The following is a 16,077-nucleotide window of genomic DNA, read 5'->3' on the forward strand; positions in this document are numbered from 1 at the left end:
GTGCGGGGCCGCGCCGCCGGCTCAGCGGCCGAGCTTGGGGGCGAAGAGGCGGCTGACGAGGCGGGCGACGATGTTCAGGATCATCACCATGAGGATGAGCGTGAGGGCGGCGGCCCAGGCGCGGTCGTAGTTGATCGTCGTCGAGCATGCGTACTGCATGTGCGTGATCGGGTTGGTGATGGCGTCCGAGTTGCACACGGCGTTGCCCGAACGGTACTGGCTGTTGATGAAGGTCGGCAGGGTCTGCATGCGTCCGCTGAACAGGTTGCCGTTCATCATCGGCAGGGCGCCGACGGTCAGCAGCAGCGGCGCGGTCTCGCCGATCACGCGCGCGATGGCGAGAGTGACGCCCGTGGTGAGGCCCGCGATCGAGGTGCGCAGCACGACCTTCACGATCGTGAGCCACTTGGGGACGCCCAGCCCGTAGGCGGCCTCGCGCAGCTCGAGCGGCACCAGCCGCAGCATCTCCTCGCTCGAGCGCACCACGGTCGGGACCATGAGCACGCTCAGCGCGACCGAGCCCATGAGGCCGATGCGGATGCCGGGGTCGTTCGTGATGGTGATGAACAGGGCCAGGCCGAACAGGCCCGCGACGATCGAGGGGATGCCCGTCATCACGTCGACCAGGAAGGTGATGCCGCGCCCCAGCACGCGAAGCGCGCCGTAGCGGGCGTACTCGACGAGGAAGATCGCGGTGAGCAGGCCGATCGGGACCGAGATGATGCTCGCGCCGAGGGTGATCAGCAGGGTGCCGACGATCGCGTGGGCGATGCCGCCGGACACCATGCCGCCGACCACCCCCGCCATGTCGGCGGTCCAGAAGTACCCGGGGTACGGGCTGATGAGCTTGCCGAGGCCGCGGTGCAGGACCTCCCACAGCAAGGAGATCAGCGGGATCATGGCGACGGCGAAGGCGCCGAAGACGAGCAGTGTCGCGAAGCGGTCGTTCGCCCAGCGGCGGCCCTCGCGGATCCGCGAGTAGCCGTACCCGATGACCAGGTGCAGGACGTAGCCGAGCACCACGAGCCCGCCGATCGAGAAGCTGTCGAACAGGACCAGCACGATCGCGGCGAGCGCGATCGCGATCGCCGCGGTGAGCAGCAGGTGGTACCAGGGCAGGCGGCGCTCGGATGCTCCCGAGCCGGTGACCAGCCCGGAGGAGGCGGTGCGTGCGGGGGTGGCGCTCATGGTGTTCCCTCCTGGCCCCTCACGACTTCGCCGAGCGCGAGACGATCGCGCGGGCGAGTGCGTTGATGACGAAGGTGATGACGAAAAGGACCAGGCCGGTGAAGATCAGTCGGGCCATGACGTCGGGCGTGGCCTCGGCGCTCTGGGAGGCGATGTTCGCGGCGATCGTGTTGTGCTGCCCGACCTCGAGGATGTGCAGGGAGAACGTTGCCCCCGGGGAGAGCACCATGAGCACGGCCATGGTCTCTCCGAGCGCGCGTCCGAGACCGAGCATCGAGGCGGAGACGACGCCCGAGCGCCCGAAGGGCAGCACCACGGCGCGGATCATCTCCCACCGGGTCGCGCCGAGCGCGAGGGCCGCCTCCTCCTGCAGCCGCGGGGTCTGCAGGAAGACCTCGCGCGAAACCGCGGTGATGATCGGCAGGATCATCACCGCGAGCACGATCGAGGCGGTCGCGAGGTTGCGCATCGGCGTGGAGGGGTCGCCGCCGAACAGCGGGAACCATCCCACGTACGTGTTGAGGAGCTCGTAGAGCGGCTGCATCTTCGGCACCAGCCACACGCCGCCCCAGAGGCCGAAGACGACCGAGGGCACGGCCGCCAGCAGATCGATCATGAAGCCGAGCGGGGTGGCCAGTCGCCGCGGCGCGAAGTGGGAGATGAACAGCGCGATCCCGATCGAGACGGGCACGGCCATGATGAGCGCGAGCAGCGCGGCGAAGACCGTGCCGAACACGAGCGGCGCGGCGAAGGACCAGAGCGAGATGGCGTCGGGCCCGCCGCCCAGCTCCTTGCTGTCGCGGATCGCGGGGATCGAGCGGACGGTCAGGAAGATCGCGACCAGCGCGAGGGTGACGAAGATGAGCAGTCCGGAGCCGACGCTCAGCCCGGTGAAGATCATGTCGCCGGGTCGCCGCTTGGAGCGGCGGCCGGCCACGGCCTTGGATCCGCCGGGCTCGGGGCTCTGCGCGGGGTCCTGCTCCGGTGCCGTGGACGCGGGGTCTGCGGCGGCGGGGGTGCTCATGTGGCGCCTTCCTGTGGGCGGGCCGGTGAGAGGGCCGACGGCCGGGTGCGCCGCACGCGGGAGTCGTTCCCCGTGCGGCGCACCCGAGCGCCCGTCGGCCGTGCGCTCATCGATCGGTCGGGACTCAGCCCTTGGCCTTGATCTTCTCGATCGAGGCGGTGGCGTCCTTGGAGAGGGTGTCGGACAGCGGCGCGTTGCCGGCGACCTCGCCGGAGGCCTTCTGGCCCTCCGAGGAGACCACGTAGGAAGCGTAGGACTTCACGAGGTCAGCGGTCTCCTGGTCCTTGTAGGTGTCGCAGAGGGCCATGTAGGACACGAGGACCAGCGGGTAGGTCGAGGGATCGTCCAGGGTGCGATCCAGCTGGACGACGATGTCGCCGTCCTCGCGGTCCTTCTCGCGCGGGGAGTCCTCGACGGCCTTGGCGGCTGCCTCGGGCGAGTACTCGACGTACTCGTCGCCCACCTTGATCTTGGCGATGCCCAGGTTGCCGGCCTTCGAGGCGTCGGCGTAGCCGATGGTGCCGTCGCCGCCCTCGACCACGGAGATCAGACCGGAGGTGCCGTCACCGGACTGGCCGCCCTTGACGGGCCAGTCCTCGACCTCGCCGTGCTTCCACGCCTTGGGGGCGGTCTTCTCGAGGTACTGCGTGAAGTTCTCGGTGGTGCCGGAGGAGTCCGAGCGGTGCACCGGGGTGATCTTGGTCGACGGCAGGTCGGCGTCCGGGTTGTCCTTCTTGATCGCCGCGTCGTCCCAGGTGGTGATGTCGCCGGCGAAGATCCCGGCGATGGTCTCCGGGGAGAGCTGCAGGTCGTCGACGCCCTTGAGGTTGAAGACGACGGCGATCGGGGAGATGTAGATCGGCACGTCGAAGGCCTTGCCGCCCTGGCAGGCGTCGGCCGACTGCTTGATCTCGTCCTTCGTGAGGGCGGCGTCCGTGCCGGCGAACTGGACGCCGGAGTTCAGGAACTGCTCGCGGCCCGCTCCGGAGCCGACGGAGTCGTAGGTCACCTGAGCATCGGGGTTCACAGCCTGGAAGCTCTGGGTCCAGGCGCTCTCGGCCGACTCGGCGGAGGAGGCGCCGGCGCCAGCGAGCTTGCCGGAGACGCTGCCGGATGCGGCCGCGCCGCCCCCGTCCGACGCGGGTGTGCCGCCGTCGGAGCCGCCACAGGCGGACAGGGCGAGTGCGGCGGTGAGTCCGAGCGCGGCGAGAGGGGCGAGCGTGGTCTTGCGAACGATCACTGCGATTCCTTCCGGGGCAGGGCCCACGAGTACGAGGAGCGCGCCTCAGGGTGACCGGGCGGGATACCCGGCGGGGGCGACATGCGCGACGCTAGGGAGCCGAGGTGTCCGCTCGCCCGCCGCCGTGTGAACGTCAGATGAACGGGCGGCGCACTCCCGCGCTCAGGCATCGGAAGCGCAGGTCAGGCTGCATATACAGGTGCATCACACCGAGGTCACGGTCCGGTCACAGCTCGGGCCGCGGCAGCGGCTCGGGGGTCCGGTATCGGGTCAGTAGGTCTCGGACGTGGACTCCGCCAGGGAGCCGAGCACGAACCCGCCGACGACGAGGAGCAGGAGGAGGGTGCCGACGATCGAGATGATCAGACCCGCGATCGCGAACCCTCGCCCGCCGTGGGTGCTGTTCTCCCCCGTCGCCTGCATGCCGATGACGGAGAAGATGACGCCGAGCGGCGAGAGGGCGCCGCAGGCCACCACGAGGCCCACGAGGCCCAGGACGAAGCCGGCGATCGCCATCCCCGACGTCGGCCGAGGCGCGTACCCGGCGCCGTGCATCCCGCCGGGGTACGCCGTGGAGGCCTGGTACGACGGGTGGGAGGCGGGCTGGTAGGACGGCTGGTACGAGGGCTGGTGGCTCGGCGTCCCGTCGGGCCGGGGCGCCTGGTCCGGCGACCCGAAGGGCCCTCCCGAGGGGGCCGACGAGCCGGAGGCCGGGGCATAGGGATCCGTCGGACCGTTTCCGCCGTTCGAGCCGTAGGGCTCCGTCGAGCCGTACGGATCGCTGGATCCGTACCCGGTGCTCGAGCCGTGCGGATCGCCCGACCCGTAGGAGGAACCTGATCCATAGGAGGAACCTGATCCATAGGAGGAATCCGGTCCGTAGGAGGAACTCGGTCCATACGGAGAGCCCGAACCGTAGGGGGCGCTCGAGCCGTACGGATCGCTCGAACCGAAGGAATCGCCGGCGCTGCTGGAATCACCCGCGCCGTAGGGCGACGGCGCGGAGCCCTGCGGGTCCTGGGGGCCGGGGGCGCTGAAGCCGCCGTAGCCGCTGCTGTCACTCATCGGATCGTGTCCTCCTGCAGGGTCGTGTCGGGGCCCACCGCCCCACATGCTTCATTCTGCCGGGCGGCGCCTTCCACCCGCTGGTCCGCGGACCGTCGGCCCATCGGCCCATCGGCCCGTCGGCCCGTCGGCCCGTCGGCCCGTCGGCGGAGCATGCCGTCCGGACGGGCCCGGCCGCACGGTCACTCGATGCGCGGCTGGTGGCGCTCGACGGCGACGATCCGGCCGCCGGGCACCGCATGCACGATGAGCGCCTCGCCGGCGGAGAGATACGGGTCCGAGCGCGGGAGCTCGAGGGCGGCCTCGCGGCTCGCGAACTCGCGCACGGTGTCGATGACGGTGGGGAGCACGGGCCGGTGGGTGCACAGGATCGTGGGCCGCGCCTCGCGCAGCACGCGCTCGACGACCGCAGCGGTGCGCGAGGGCTCGGAGGCGTGCCCGGCCTCGGTGAGGGATTCCTTGGTGGAGATGTCCAGGCCGGAGAGCCGCGCGTACGGCTGGATCGTCGCCCGGCAGCGCTTCCAGGGGCTGGAGACCACGGAGTCCGGCGCGAAGGCGTCGATCATCGGCGGCAGGGCCTTGGCCTGCTTCTTCCCCTTCGAGTTCAGGGGTCGGCTCTTCTCGCCGTCGCGCCACTTCGAGCGGGAGACGGCCGCGGCATGGCGCTGGATGATGATCGGCCGGGTGCGCGCGGTGTCCTCGGCGAGCTGCTCGGAGAGCGCGGTGAGGGTCACGCGGTCGGTCTGCCGGGTGAGCAGCTGCTCGGCCTCGGAGATCTGCACCCAGCGGGTCTCGTCGATCTCCTTGGGATTCTTCGGGCCGGGTCCGATGCGCGAGCGCACGGCCGCGGTCCAGTACTGGACGATCTTCGAGCGGCCGTCGGGCAGCAGGTAGACGGAGGCGGGCAGCGGACGGTGCAGCCGCACGCGGTACCCGGTCTCCTCCCCCACCTCGCGGACGGCCGCGGCGGGGAACGTCTCCTTGGCCTCGAGCTTCCCCTTGGGGATCGACCAGTCGTCGTAGCGGGGGCGGTGCACGAGCAGCACCTGCACCGTGCCGTGCTTCTCGCGCCAGATCAGCGCGCCCGCCGCGAGCACGGCGGGCTGGGCGCCGGGGACTGCCAGCGTGCTCATGCGTCCGTCGCGTCCGACGAGCCGGCCCCGCGGCCCCGGCGGAACTGGAGATCGCGGCCGGAGACGTCGAAGCCCAGGTGCTCGTAGAGGCCGAGCGCAGGAGTGTTGTCCCCCTCGACGTAGAGCGTCGCTGCGCCGACGCCGTCCGCGGCGAGAGCGCGCAGGGCGCGATTGAGCAGGGCTCCGGCGACGCCCTGGCCTGCGGCGTCGGGGTCGGTGCCCACGGCGTAGATCTCCGCGTCGGGCGCGCTCCGGGGGTCCTCGGCCTCCTCGCGCTTGACCCAGACGAAGCCCAGCAGCTCGCCGTCGCGGCGGGCCACGTGGAGGTCATCGGCCCGGAACCAGGGCTGGGCCATGCGCTCGTCGAGGTCCGCGCGGGTCAGGCGGCCCTGCTCGGGATGGCCGGCGAAGGCGCGCGCGTTCACGCGCACCCAGGCGTCGGCGTCGCGCGCCGGATCGAAGGCATCCAGCGCGATCGCGGGATCGCGGGGCTCGCGCGCCGGGATCCCGGCGTCGCCGTCGGCACCCTGTCCGAGCACGCGGCGCATCGTGAGCAGCTCGCGCACGGGCTCGAGACCGCGCTCGCGCAGGAAGGCGAGGGAGGCGTCGAGCGCTCCATGGGCCCAGATCCCGGCGTCGGGGCGACGTTCGAGGACCGCGTCCAGCAGCCGCGATCCCAGGCCGCGGCGGCGGACCTCGGGGTCCACGGCGCCCTGCGCGGTGCCGTCGGGCAGGACGGAGGCGTAGGCGAGGGCGCGCGCCGGGGCCGACGAGTCCGCTGAGCCCGGTGAGTCCGACGAGGAATCGGCGAGCAGCAGGTGCAGCGTCCCGTCGGCACGCTCGGCGTGCAGGGCGAACAGCGCGGCCTCGTCCAGCGCGGCGACGCCGTCGTGGGCGCGGGTCCGCTCGAGGAGGAGGTCGACCGCCGGGCGCTGCGCAGGGCGCAGCTCGTCCGTGACGATCATGCGGTGGGTGTCCTTATGGTCCGTGGCAGGGCTCCGCCGTCGGCGGCTCGTAGACTGCCACTGTAGCGTTCCCCTGAGCGGTCCCGGGACGCCCGCCCTCGGCGCGGGAACCGGCGCCGAACCGGGAGTCCCGGAGGGCGCGCGGACCCGCGGACGACCGGCGACGAGCCGGCTCCGGACCACGGATCCGGACCAGGGCAGAACGAACGCGGACGACGACAGCGAGACGAGTGCGAGGTGGGCGGATGACCGCATCGGAACGGGCCCCTCTGGGAGCCGTCCTGGCGGTCCTGCTGAGCCTGGTGACGCTCACCGGCGGCGCCTCGGTCCCGCTGATGGCGGCACTGCTGTGCGTGCTCGCCCTGCTCGTGGGCATCGGCTGGCCGGACCTGCTCGAGCTCCCCAGCGCGCTCGGCTCGCGCATCGTCATCGTGGCCACGGGCATGCTCGCCGCCCTGCTCAGCGTGCGCACCGCGGAGACCGGGGAGCCGCTGTGGAGCGTCGTGGTCGCCTGCGCGCTCGGCATCTTCGGTGCCTTCGTCCACCAGATGCTCCGCCATAGCCGCGAGGAGCTCTCCGCCTCGCTCACCGGCACCGTGGGCGGTGTGATGCTCACCGGGATCTCCGCGACCTGGGTGGTCGCCCAGGCCGACGCCGCGACCCCCGCCGAGGTGGGCCTGCTCGCCGCCTCCGGGGCCGGCCTCGCCGTGACGCTGCTCGTCACGGCCATCGGCCTGCCGCGCACGCCCCGGCTGATCCTCGCGATCGTGCTGGGTGCGGGCACCACCGCACTCATGATGCACGAGATATCCGCGATCGCCTGGCCGATCGCGCTGCTCGTGGGCGCGGTGCTCGCGGTGGGCGCGAGCGGCGTGCACCTGCTGCTGGGGTCGGTGCTCGCCGCACGAGAGCCCCTGCCCTCCCTCGCCGTCGCCGCCGGTCCCGTCGCCACGATCGGCGTCGTGGCGCTGCTCACCCAGCGTCTTCTGGGCTGAGGGGCCCCGCGGAGTCGCGGCTCCCCGCGCCGGTTCGCGCCGGGCTCCGGTGCGCGTGATCCTGTCCGTTGCACGGCCGTCCCGTCGGCCCGCTCGAGGCGCCGTGGCCGGTACAGTGTGAGCATGTCTGTTCTGTCCCTCGTGTTCACCGCTCTCGTCGGCGTCGTCGGGCTCGGCACCGCCGGATTCGCCGTCCTCGTGGTCACCCGCCTGTTCGGCCGCTGATCCGATGCCGATCGTCCTGGATCAATCGCTTCCTGAGAGCCTCTTCCCGCTGGCCTGGCTCGTCGGCTCCTGGAACGGCGACGGCGCCGCCCAGCTCCCCGACGAGGACGGCGAGCTGATCGGCCGCCGCATCGAGCAGAAGCTCGTGACCTCCGCGAACGAGGACGGCACCCTGGTCTGGGTGATGTCGACCGACCTGGTCGACGCCCCTGCCCCGCTGCCGCCCACGAGCGCGTTCGTCGACCCCGAGAAGGTCCCGGAGCAGGAGGCCGGCACGGGCGAGCGCAGCCTGCTGGTGCGGGAGAAGGGCTTCTGGCGCGTCGGCGATCCTCTGCCCGGCCAGGACCTCGAGGCCGCCCGCGCCGCCAAGCCCGGCGATCCCGCCGGCGTCGTCTCGTACGGCGTCGAGCTCGTGATCTCCCGGGAGGACGGCGAGGAGACCTGGGCCGGCGAGGTGCGCGGACCGCGCATCCAGCTGGGCCTGCGCACCTCCCCCACGGCCCGTGCCGCCGACGGCTCGATCGCCACGACCCGCATGTTCGGGCTCGTCGGCGGCCGTCTCATGTGGCTGTGGGAGCGCGCGACCGATCCCGCCGCGCCGAACGAGCTCTCCCCCTACCTCTCGGTCGAGCTCGACCGTGGCTGACGTGACCGACATGACCGAGCAGCCCGCTCCCCCGCCGCAGCCGATCCACCCGCCCCTGCTGACGGGATCCGGCGCCGTGCTCGCAGAGGACGGCCCCGACCGCGGCATGCCCGCCCACTACGGAGCCCCGCTGCGGGAGCAGCGCCGCCTCCTCTCGCGCCGCGCCGTCGTCGACCTCGGCGGCCACGAGATCCTCGAGCTCCGCGGGGCCGACGCCCGCAGCTGGCTCACCACGGTCACCTCGCAGGTCCTCACCGATGCCCCCGTGGGCGCCTCGCGCTCCCTCGCCGTCCTGAGCCCGCAGGGCCGGGTCGAGCACCTGGCCTCCGCCGCTGTCACCGGCGAGGACACGATCCTGCTGGTCACCGATCCTGGCTCCCGGGCGGGCCTACGCCGCTACCTCGAGATGATGCGCTTCGCCGCGCGCGTCGAGATCACGGACCGCGACGATCTGCGCCTGCTGGGCGGCCTCGCGCCCGCCGGGAACATCCTGGGTGCGGCGGCGCTCGGGCCGACGGGCCTCGATCTCCCCGATCCCGCCTTCGTGTGGACCGATCCGCACCCCGCGGTCGCCCCCGGCCACGTCGCCTACGGGCCCGATCCAGAGGACGGCACCGACTGGGTGCTCACCGCCTTCGACGCGGACGCCCTCGCAGCGCTCCCCTGGCGCGTCGAGCACCTCGCCGGCAGCGAGGCGGCCGAGGCCCTGCGCATCGCCTCCCACCGCGCGCGCCAGGCCACCGAGGTCGACGAGCGCAGCATCCCGCACGAGCTCGACCTGCTGCGCACCGCCGTCCACACGGCCAAGGGCTGCTACCGCGGTCAGGAGACCGTTGCCAAGGTGCTGAACCTGGGTCAGCCCCCGCGCCGACTCACGATGCTGCTGGTCGACGGCTCGCAGAACGTCATGCCCCGGCACGGCGATCCCGTGCGCCTGGGTGGCAGCGAGGGCAAGCTCGTGGGCACCGTGACCTCCGCGGCCACCCACGCGGACCTCGGCCCGATCGCCCTGGCCGTCCTCAAGCGCGCCGCCCCGCTCGACGCGCCCCTCGTCATCGGGTCCCGGATCAGCGCGGGCCCGTGGGATGACGGCGGCGAGGCCGACGGGGCTGACGGGGTCGACGGGGCTGACGGAATGGGGCCATCGGCCGAGGACGTCGAGATCACCTGGCTCGATGCGACGCAGGAGCCCGTCGTGATCACCCGCGAGCACGGCGAGAGGCCCCGCACGGCGCGACTCTGAGGCGCCGCGGCCCGGCGTTGCCCGCCCGCCGTAACCCGCCCGCCGTCACCCGGCCGCCGTCGCCCGCCCGCCGGTGCCCTGCCGCCGGCGTCCGGCGAGTCGTGGAGCGGCCGAGTCTGAGATCCGGGTGGTGGTCCCGATCCCCCACCTCCGGAGACGGCTTCGTGTCGTGGAACGGCGTATACGGGACATCTCTGCCATATATGGCAGAGATGTCCCGTATGTGCCCTTCCGCGACACCACCGGGCCACGCGGCCCCCGGCCCACGCAGCTTCCTGGGTGCTGCGGCCCCGGCCCAGACCGCGCGCCGTGCGCCGCGGGGCCTGACACAATGGGGCCATGGGCATGAGCGCGCAGGGTGAGCGGCACGGGATGCCGCAGGGCGAGATGCCGCAGGGCGAGTTGCCGCACGGCGAGGCGCCGCAGGGCGAGATGCCGCGAGGCGAGGTGCCGGAGGACCGCCGGGGCGATCCGCCCTCCTGGTCGCAGCAGCGCGCCGCCGTGATCGCCGCGCAGGAGCAGGCACTCAAGCACGCACGTCGGACCGAGCACGAGAAGGCCACCGCGATCCTGCGCGAGTACATCGAGCGGTTCGAGAGCGCGGGCATCGCCCCGCGCCCGCTGCGCGCCCTCCCCTACAAGGGGTCCGGGACGATCCGCACCCCGCTGCACGGCTGGTACCTCAAGCAGGACCGCACGATCGGCATCGACACCGAGGCGCGCTATTACATCCTGCGGGCCGACGGCGGCCTGCTCACACGACTGCGCGGGGCGGAGATCGAGCCCGTCGACGCACCCCTTGTCGTGGGCCGCGGCGGGCGCGACGGCGAGACCTTCGACCTCAGGGAGCTTCTCGAGATGCGGCTGACGGATCCGGTGTTCGCATGAGCAGGACCGAGCCGACGACCACCACCACGGACATCGACACCCCGAAGCCGCCGCTCGGCGACCGCGTGCGCGCGGCGATCTCCAGCCGCATCGGCGAGGGCGTCGAGCGCGACCGCAAGGGCCTGGGCAGCATCGCCCGCGCGGGCACCGCGACCGCGGTCGCCTACCTGTTCGCGCACTTCGTGTGGGGCCACCAGTTCCCCTTCTTCGCGGCCATCGCCGCCTTCGTGATCATCGGCGTGTCCAGCACGGAGAAGAAGGTCCGCAAGGTGCTGGAGATGTCCACGGGCGTGATGTGCGGCGTGCTGCTGGGCGAGCTCGCCCGCGCGACGATCGGCTCGGGCACGTGGCAGATCGCGGTCGTCGTGGTGACGGCCGGCCTGCTGGCCCGGCTCATCGACTCCGGGATCGTCTTCACGATGCAGATGTCGATCCAGTCGCTGCTGGTCACGGTCATGCCGCTCACCCCGTCGATGAGCCCGGGCGGCCGCATCCTCGACGCGCTCACGGGCGTGGTCGTGGGCATCCTCGTCCACCTGCTGACCTCGGGCGATCCCCGTCGGGGGCAGCGGTCGGCCGCGCACTCGCTGTACCGGGCGCTCGAGGACGCGCTCACGCAGATGTCGCTCGCAGCCCGCACGGGGGACGTGAAGGTCGCGAACGCCGCGCTCTCGCAGATCCGCACCACCTCCCAGGAGCTCGTGGACGAGTGGCGCATCGCGAACAACGCGGCCGAGGAGATCGCCACCTTCTCCCCCACCCACCTGCGGCGGGCGGGCGACGTCGGGCGTCTGCAGCATCTGCTCATCGGCTCCGATCGCGCCGTGCGCAACGTGCGCGTCATCGCCCGGCACGAGGTCGCCTTCCTCGAGTCGGTCAAGGGCCGCAGCTCCCATGCGCGCCTGGCTGACGCCCTGCTCGCCGCCCATGATGCCGCCGTCGCCCTGCGCGAGGCCGTCGACTCCGACGGCGACTTCACCGAGGCGCGCCGGGCGCTGCGCATCTTCTGCTCCTACCTCACGCCCGAGACGATGCTGCGCAGCGACGACGGCACGCGCCTGGGCCGGGTCGACCACTTCGAGGGCGTCGCCCTCGTCATCCAGCTGCGCTCGCTCGCGATCGACCTGCTCGAGGCCACCGGGCTGGATCACAAGGACGCGCAGCGCTTCCTGCCCAGCCTGCTCATCGCGGCCGACGGCGACACCATCGGGCCGCGTCCGCTCACCCGCGAGATGTCGGCCGTCGAACCGCCCGCCACCACCGAGGCGCTCGAGCTGCTGATCACCGACCGCTCCGACCCCGACCGCCGACGGGGATAGCCGCTCGGAGCGCCGGCCGCCCGGCACGCAGGCCTCCCGGCCCGGGGCGCCTCCCATCCCGCGCCCGAGCTGTGCCGTTATCCTGACCGCATGCTCTGGCTCGCAGTCGCCCAGTACTGGATCTTCGCCGTGATCGCGGTGGTGCTCTTCGCCATCGAGATCTGGGCGCTGGTCAACGCTCTGCGCTTCCGCCCCGATGCCTACACGGCGGCGGGCAAGCGCACGAAGCTGTTCTGGGGCCTGCTCACGGGTCTCGCCCTGCTGCTCGGCTTCCTCGCCCTGCCCGCCCCGGTGGGCACCGGCGGCTCCTCGATGCTGCTGATGGTGATCGCGATCGTGATCTCCGGCGTCTTCCTGGCCGACGTCCTGCCGGCCCTGCGCTCCGTCATGGAGCGCTCGCGCAACAACCGGTACTGACCCGCCCGCCGACCTCGCCCCCGCGCCGACCACCGGTCCGCGGACGCGGAACGGGGCATCCACCGCGACGGTGGATGCCCCGTTCCGGGGTGAGGCCTGGCCCGTCGGCCGGACCGGCCGGACCGGTCGGATCAGGCCTCGTGCGTGCCCGCGCTGCGCAGGTTCTGCGAAGCCTCGACGATGCGGGCGGCCATGCCGGCCTCGGCCTTCTTGCCCCAGGCGCGGGGGTCGTAGGCCTTCTTGTTGCCGACCTCGCCGTCGACCTTGAGGACGCCCTCGTAGTTGTCGAACATGTGGCCGGCGGCCGGGCGCGTGAAGGCGTACTGGGTGTCGGTGTCGATGTTCATCTTGATGACGCCGTTGTCCACCGCCTCCTGGATCTCCTCGAGCGTGGAGCCGGAGCCGCCGTGCATCACCAGGTCGAACGGCTTGTCCTGGCCGTACTCCTTGCCCACCGCGTCCTGGATGTCCTTGAGGACGGAGGGGCGCAGCTTGACGTTGCCCGGCTTGTAGACGCCGTGCACGTTGCCGAAGGTGAGAGCGGTGAGGTAGCGGCCGTTCTCGCCCAGGCCCAGCTTCTTGGCGGTCTTCAGGCCGTCCTCCGGGGTGGAGAAGAGCTTGTCGTTGGAGACGTCCGCCTGGACGCCGTCCTCCTCGCCGCCGACCACTCCGACCTCGATCTCGAGGATCTTCTTGGACTCGGCGGTCTTGGCGAGCAGACGCTCGGCGATCTCGAGGTTCTCGTCGACCGGGACCGCGGAGCCGTCCCACATGTGCGACTGGAACAGCGGGTCGAGGCCCTTCTTCACGCGGTTCTCGAGGTCCCACTCGATGAGGGGCTCGACCCAGGTGGGCAGGACCTCCTTGGCGCAGTGGTCGGTGTGGAGCGCGACGTTGATCGGGTAGTTGTCCGCGACGGCGTGGACGAACTGCGCCAGAGCGATCGAACCGGCCACCCGGTCCTTGACCGTCGAGCCGGACAGGTACTCCGCACCGCCGAAGGACACCTGGATGATGCCGTCGGTGTTCGCCTCGGTGAAGCCCTGCAGCGCCGCGATGGCCGTCTGCGAGCTCGAGACGTTCACCGCGGGGTAGGCGAACGCGCCCTTCTTGGCGCGGTCGATCATCTCGGCGTACTTGTCAGGGGATGCGATGGGCATGTGTGCTCCTCACGCGAGTGCGAGTAACGGCATCGGAACGCGCGCCGCGACGGCGCGCAGTGCAGTTGATTCTCTCACGCCGGCGTCTGAACGGAACCTCCGGTCCGCGCCCGTGGACACGGGTCCGCGGACGCCGCCGGCGCGGAGCCCCGCCCGGGAGCTCCGGCGCGCGATCACCCCGCGTCCGTGCCCGCTACGCCCTCCCCGCGGAGCGCATGCTGGCGCATCCAGGTGTGCATGGCGATCGCGGCCGCAGCCGCGACGTTGAGCGAGCGGGTCGAGCCCAGCTGCGTGATCTCGAGGACCTCGTCGCAGACCGCGAGCAGCTCCGGACTGATCCCGGGGCCCTCCTGCCCGAAGACGAGGACAGCGCGCTCGGGCAGCCGGGCCCGCTCGAGCGGCCTGGCGCCGGGGATGATGTCGATCGCGATCAGCGGCCTGCCCCGCTCGTGCGCCCAGGCGGCGAGGTCCGCGGCGTCGGGATGGTGGATCTCGTGCTGGTAGCGATCGGTGACCATGGCGCCGCGACGGTTCCACCGGCGGCGCCCGACGATGTGGAAGGCGCCCACCGCGAAGGCGTTCGCGGTGCGCACGATCGAGCCGATGTTCGCGTCGTGCTCGAGGTTCTCGATCGCGACGTGCAGCCCGGTGCGATGGGCGTCGAGGTCGGCGATGATCGCCTCGCGCCGCCAGTAGCGGTAGCGGTCCACGACGTTGCGGCGGTCCCCGCCGGCGAGCAGCTCGGGGTCCAGCCGGGGATCCTCGGGCCACGGCTCGGGATGCGGGCCGACGCCGACCTCCCGCTCGGGGCCGACGGGCTCAGTCATGACTCGACGTCCTGTCGTCCCGGTCCATCCCGCCCTCGCCGCGCTCCTGCGCGCGGACCCTGAGGTCCGGGTCGGGCAAACCCTGGGCACGGCGGCGCCGCTCGCGTCGTACGAGCCGCACCACCCAGATCACGAGGAGCAGCGCGATCACCACGTACACGATGTTCGAGATGACCTCGGTGAACGGCTCGATGACGTGCCAGTTCGCGCCGAGCGTGAACCCCAGCGTGATGAACAGGGCGTTCCAGATCGCGCTGCCCGCGAGGGTGAGCAGCGTGAAGCGCCAGAACGGCATCGCGAACAGGCCCGCGGGGATGGACACGAGCGACCGGATCCCGGGGACCATGCGGCCGAAGAACACGCCCTTGGTGCCGTGCCGGCGCATCCACTCGACCGTCCGGTCGAAGTCCTCGACGTGCAGCAGCGGCAGCCGCAGGAACAGGGAGCGCAGCCGCGCGGGACCGAGAGCCCGGCCCAGTCCGTACAGGACCCACGCCCCGGCGACCGATCCCACCAGCGAGCACAGCAGCATCTCGAGGAAGGAGTGCCCCTCCTTCGCGGCGGCCACCCCCGCGAGCGGCAGGATCACCTCGGAGGGGATCGGCGGGAACACGTTCTCGAGGAAGATGAGCAGGGCGACGCCGAGGCCGCCCAGGGCGTCCATCGTGTCCACGGCCCAGTCGACGACGTTCATCGGGACGCCCCGGCTCGCGGGACGGATGCGGGCGCGCAGGTCATGGGGGCCTCTCGCTCGTGGACGGGCAGGTCCATCGTAGTGGTCGCGCCGATCAGCTTCCTGGCATGCGCCTGACCTTCTACTGTGTGCCCCATGACCTTCAACCCGAACGCCGACATCCGCTCGGACAACGTCTCCCGCAGCGGTGGCGGCGGTCGCGGCCGCGGCATCGCCATCGGCGGCGGGGGCGGCGGCTGCCTGCTCCTGGTGATCGTGGTGATCTACGCGATCATGGGCGGGAATCCGCTGGACCTGCTGCAGGGATCGGACACGGGCAGCTCGCAGTCGCAGGACCAGGGCACGGGCGGGGACACCGGGTGCACGACGGGAGCCGACGCGAACGCCTCGGACGTCTGCCTCGTCCAGGCCACCGTCGAATCGGCCGACGCCACCTGGCGGGACCTCGCCCCGCAGACGGGCATCACCTTCAGCGAGCCGCGCGGTAGGCTCTTCTCCGGTCAGACGAACACGGGCTGCGGCGCCGCCTCACGGGACGTCGGCCCCTTCTACTGCCCCGCCGACAGCACCATCTACATCGACGCGAGCTTCTACGACGAGCTCAGCTCGACCTACGGGGCGTCCGCCGGCGCCTTCGCGAAGGAGTACGTGGTCGCCCACGAGTACGGCCACCACATCCAGAACCTGCAGGGCACGATGGACCGCATCGACCACTCGCAGAAGGGCCCGACGAGCGACGGCGTGCGCCTCGAGCTGCAGGCCGACTGCTACGCGGGCGTGTGGGCGGACCATGCCTCGTCCTCGAAGGACCAGGAGGGCCAGGCGTTCCTCGAGCCGCTCACCGACGAGGACATCTCCGACGCGCTCTCGGCGGCGAGCGCCGTGGGCGACGACCACATCCAAGGCGAGGTCTCGGGCGGGGACGTGAACCCCGAGACCTGGACGCACGGCTCCTCCGCGCAGCGCCAGAAGTGGTTCACCACCGGCTACGAGTCCGGCGATCCGGAGTCCTGCGACACCTTCTCGACCTCGGACCTGTGAGGGGCCG

16 protein-coding genes are annotated in these 16,077 nt (G+C 72.0%); 7 read left to right on the plus strand and 9 right to left on the minus strand.

All coding sequences use genetic code 11. The annotated features are described in order from the left end of the window. Positions 1-21: 21 nt before the first annotated feature. The 6 genes from pstA to mshD all read right to left on the minus strand — a co-directional run bounded on the left by pstA (position 22) and on the right by mshD (position 6,615). Entirely contained in the window at positions 22-1,188 is a 1,167-nt protein-coding gene (gene pstA, locus I8D64_RS11485; RefSeq protein ID WP_200502869.1) for a phosphate ABC transporter permease PstA, read from the minus strand. Positions 1,189-1,207: 19 nt separating this feature from the next. Further along, positions 1,208-2,212, minus strand: a complete 1,005-nt coding sequence (gene pstC / locus I8D64_RS11490; protein ID WP_200502871.1) for a phosphate ABC transporter permease subunit PstC — start codon at positions 2,210-2,212, stop codon at positions 1,208-1,210. A gap of 124 nt (positions 2,213-2,336) precedes the next feature. Then, the gene (gene pstS / locus I8D64_RS11495) at positions 2,337-3,452 is read right to left on the minus strand and encodes a phosphate ABC transporter substrate-binding protein PstS (RefSeq protein WP_200502873.1); all 1,116 of its coding nucleotides are present in this window, start codon (positions 3,450-3,452) and stop codon (positions 2,337-2,339) included. A gap of 270 nt (positions 3,453-3,722) precedes the next feature. After that, positions 3,723-4,517 carry a DUF4190 domain-containing protein gene (locus tag I8D64_RS11500; protein WP_200502875.1) on the minus strand — a complete coding sequence of 265 codons (795 nt, stop codon included), beginning with the start codon at positions 4,515-4,517 and terminating at the stop codon, positions 3,723-3,725. Between the two features lie 182 nt (positions 4,518-4,699). Continuing rightward, positions 4,700-5,650, minus strand: a complete 951-nt coding sequence (locus I8D64_RS11505; RefSeq protein WP_200502877.1) for an NUDIX hydrolase — start codon at positions 5,648-5,650, stop codon at positions 4,700-4,702. Beyond that, entirely contained in the window at positions 5,647-6,615 is a 969-nt protein-coding gene (mshD, locus tag I8D64_RS11510; RefSeq protein WP_200502879.1) for a mycothiol synthase, read from the minus strand. Before mshD ends, I8D64_RS11505 begins: the two co-directional genes overlap by 4 nt. Before the next feature lie 245 nt (positions 6,616-6,860). Here mshD and I8D64_RS11515 point away from each other — a divergent pair, with 245 nt between their 5' ends. The 6 genes from I8D64_RS11515 (at position 6,861) to I8D64_RS11540 (ending at position 12,348) form a co-directional block, all read left to right on the plus strand. Further along, positions 6,861-7,610 carry a hypothetical protein gene (locus tag I8D64_RS11515; protein WP_200502881.1) on the plus strand — a complete coding sequence of 250 codons (750 nt, stop codon included), beginning with the start codon at positions 6,861-6,863 and terminating at the stop codon, positions 7,608-7,610. A gap of 229 nt (positions 7,611-7,839) precedes the next feature. Then, entirely contained in the window at positions 7,840-8,481 is a 642-nt protein-coding gene (locus tag I8D64_RS11520; protein ID WP_200502883.1) for a heme-binding beta-barrel domain-containing protein, read from the plus strand. A 10-nt stretch (positions 8,482-8,491) separates the two neighbouring features. Further along, positions 8,492-9,724 (plus strand): CAF17-like 4Fe-4S cluster assembly/insertion protein YgfZ, encoded by a 1,233-nt coding sequence (ygfZ, locus tag I8D64_RS11525; protein WP_200503000.1) that lies wholly within the window; start codon positions 8,492-8,494, stop codon positions 9,722-9,724. 345 nt (positions 9,725-10,069) lie between these two features. After that, positions 10,070-10,612 (plus strand): hypothetical protein, encoded by a 543-nt coding sequence (locus tag I8D64_RS11530; protein ID WP_246482985.1) that lies wholly within the window; start codon positions 10,070-10,072, stop codon positions 10,610-10,612. After that, complete coding sequence (locus I8D64_RS11535; RefSeq protein ID WP_200502885.1) at positions 10,609-11,931, plus strand: FUSC family protein; 1,323 nt, start codon at positions 10,609-10,611, stop codon at positions 11,929-11,931. Before I8D64_RS11530 ends, I8D64_RS11535 begins: the two co-directional genes overlap by 4 nt. Positions 11,932-12,021: 90 nt before the next feature. Then, positions 12,022-12,348, plus strand: coding sequence for a DUF2516 family protein (locus I8D64_RS11540; RefSeq protein WP_200502887.1), 327 nt, complete (start codon positions 12,022-12,024; stop codon positions 12,346-12,348). Positions 12,349-12,479: 131 nt separating this feature from the next. On the opposite strand, the gene fbaA is transcribed toward I8D64_RS11540, so the two are convergent. From fbaA to I8D64_RS11555, 3 genes are all read right to left on the minus strand, one after another. Continuing rightward, entirely contained in the window at positions 12,480-13,508 is a 1,029-nt protein-coding gene (fbaA, locus tag I8D64_RS11545) for a class II fructose-bisphosphate aldolase (RefSeq protein WP_200502889.1), read from the minus strand. A gap of 173 nt (positions 13,509-13,681) precedes the next feature. After that, positions 13,682-14,335, minus strand: a complete 654-nt coding sequence (locus I8D64_RS11550) for a TrmH family RNA methyltransferase (RefSeq protein WP_200502890.1) — start codon at positions 14,333-14,335, stop codon at positions 13,682-13,684. Then, positions 14,328-15,029: a DedA family protein gene (locus tag I8D64_RS11555; protein ID WP_200502891.1), complete on the minus strand. Its 702-nt coding sequence runs from the start codon at positions 15,027-15,029 to the stop codon at positions 14,328-14,330. Before I8D64_RS11555 ends, I8D64_RS11550 begins: the two co-directional genes overlap by 8 nt. Positions 15,030-15,164: 135 nt before the next feature. Here I8D64_RS11555 and ypfJ point away from each other — a divergent pair, with 135 nt between their 5' ends. Then, the gene (ypfJ, locus tag I8D64_RS11560; protein WP_200502892.1) at positions 15,165-16,070 is read left to right on the plus strand and encodes a KPN_02809 family neutral zinc metallopeptidase; all 906 of its coding nucleotides are present in this window, start codon (positions 15,165-15,167) and stop codon (positions 16,068-16,070) included. Positions 16,071-16,077: the final 7 nt, after the last annotated feature.

Source organism: Brachybacterium halotolerans (assembly GCF_016623465.1).
Lineage (GTDB): Bacteria > Actinomycetota > Actinomycetes > Actinomycetales > Dermabacteraceae > Brachybacterium > Brachybacterium halotolerans.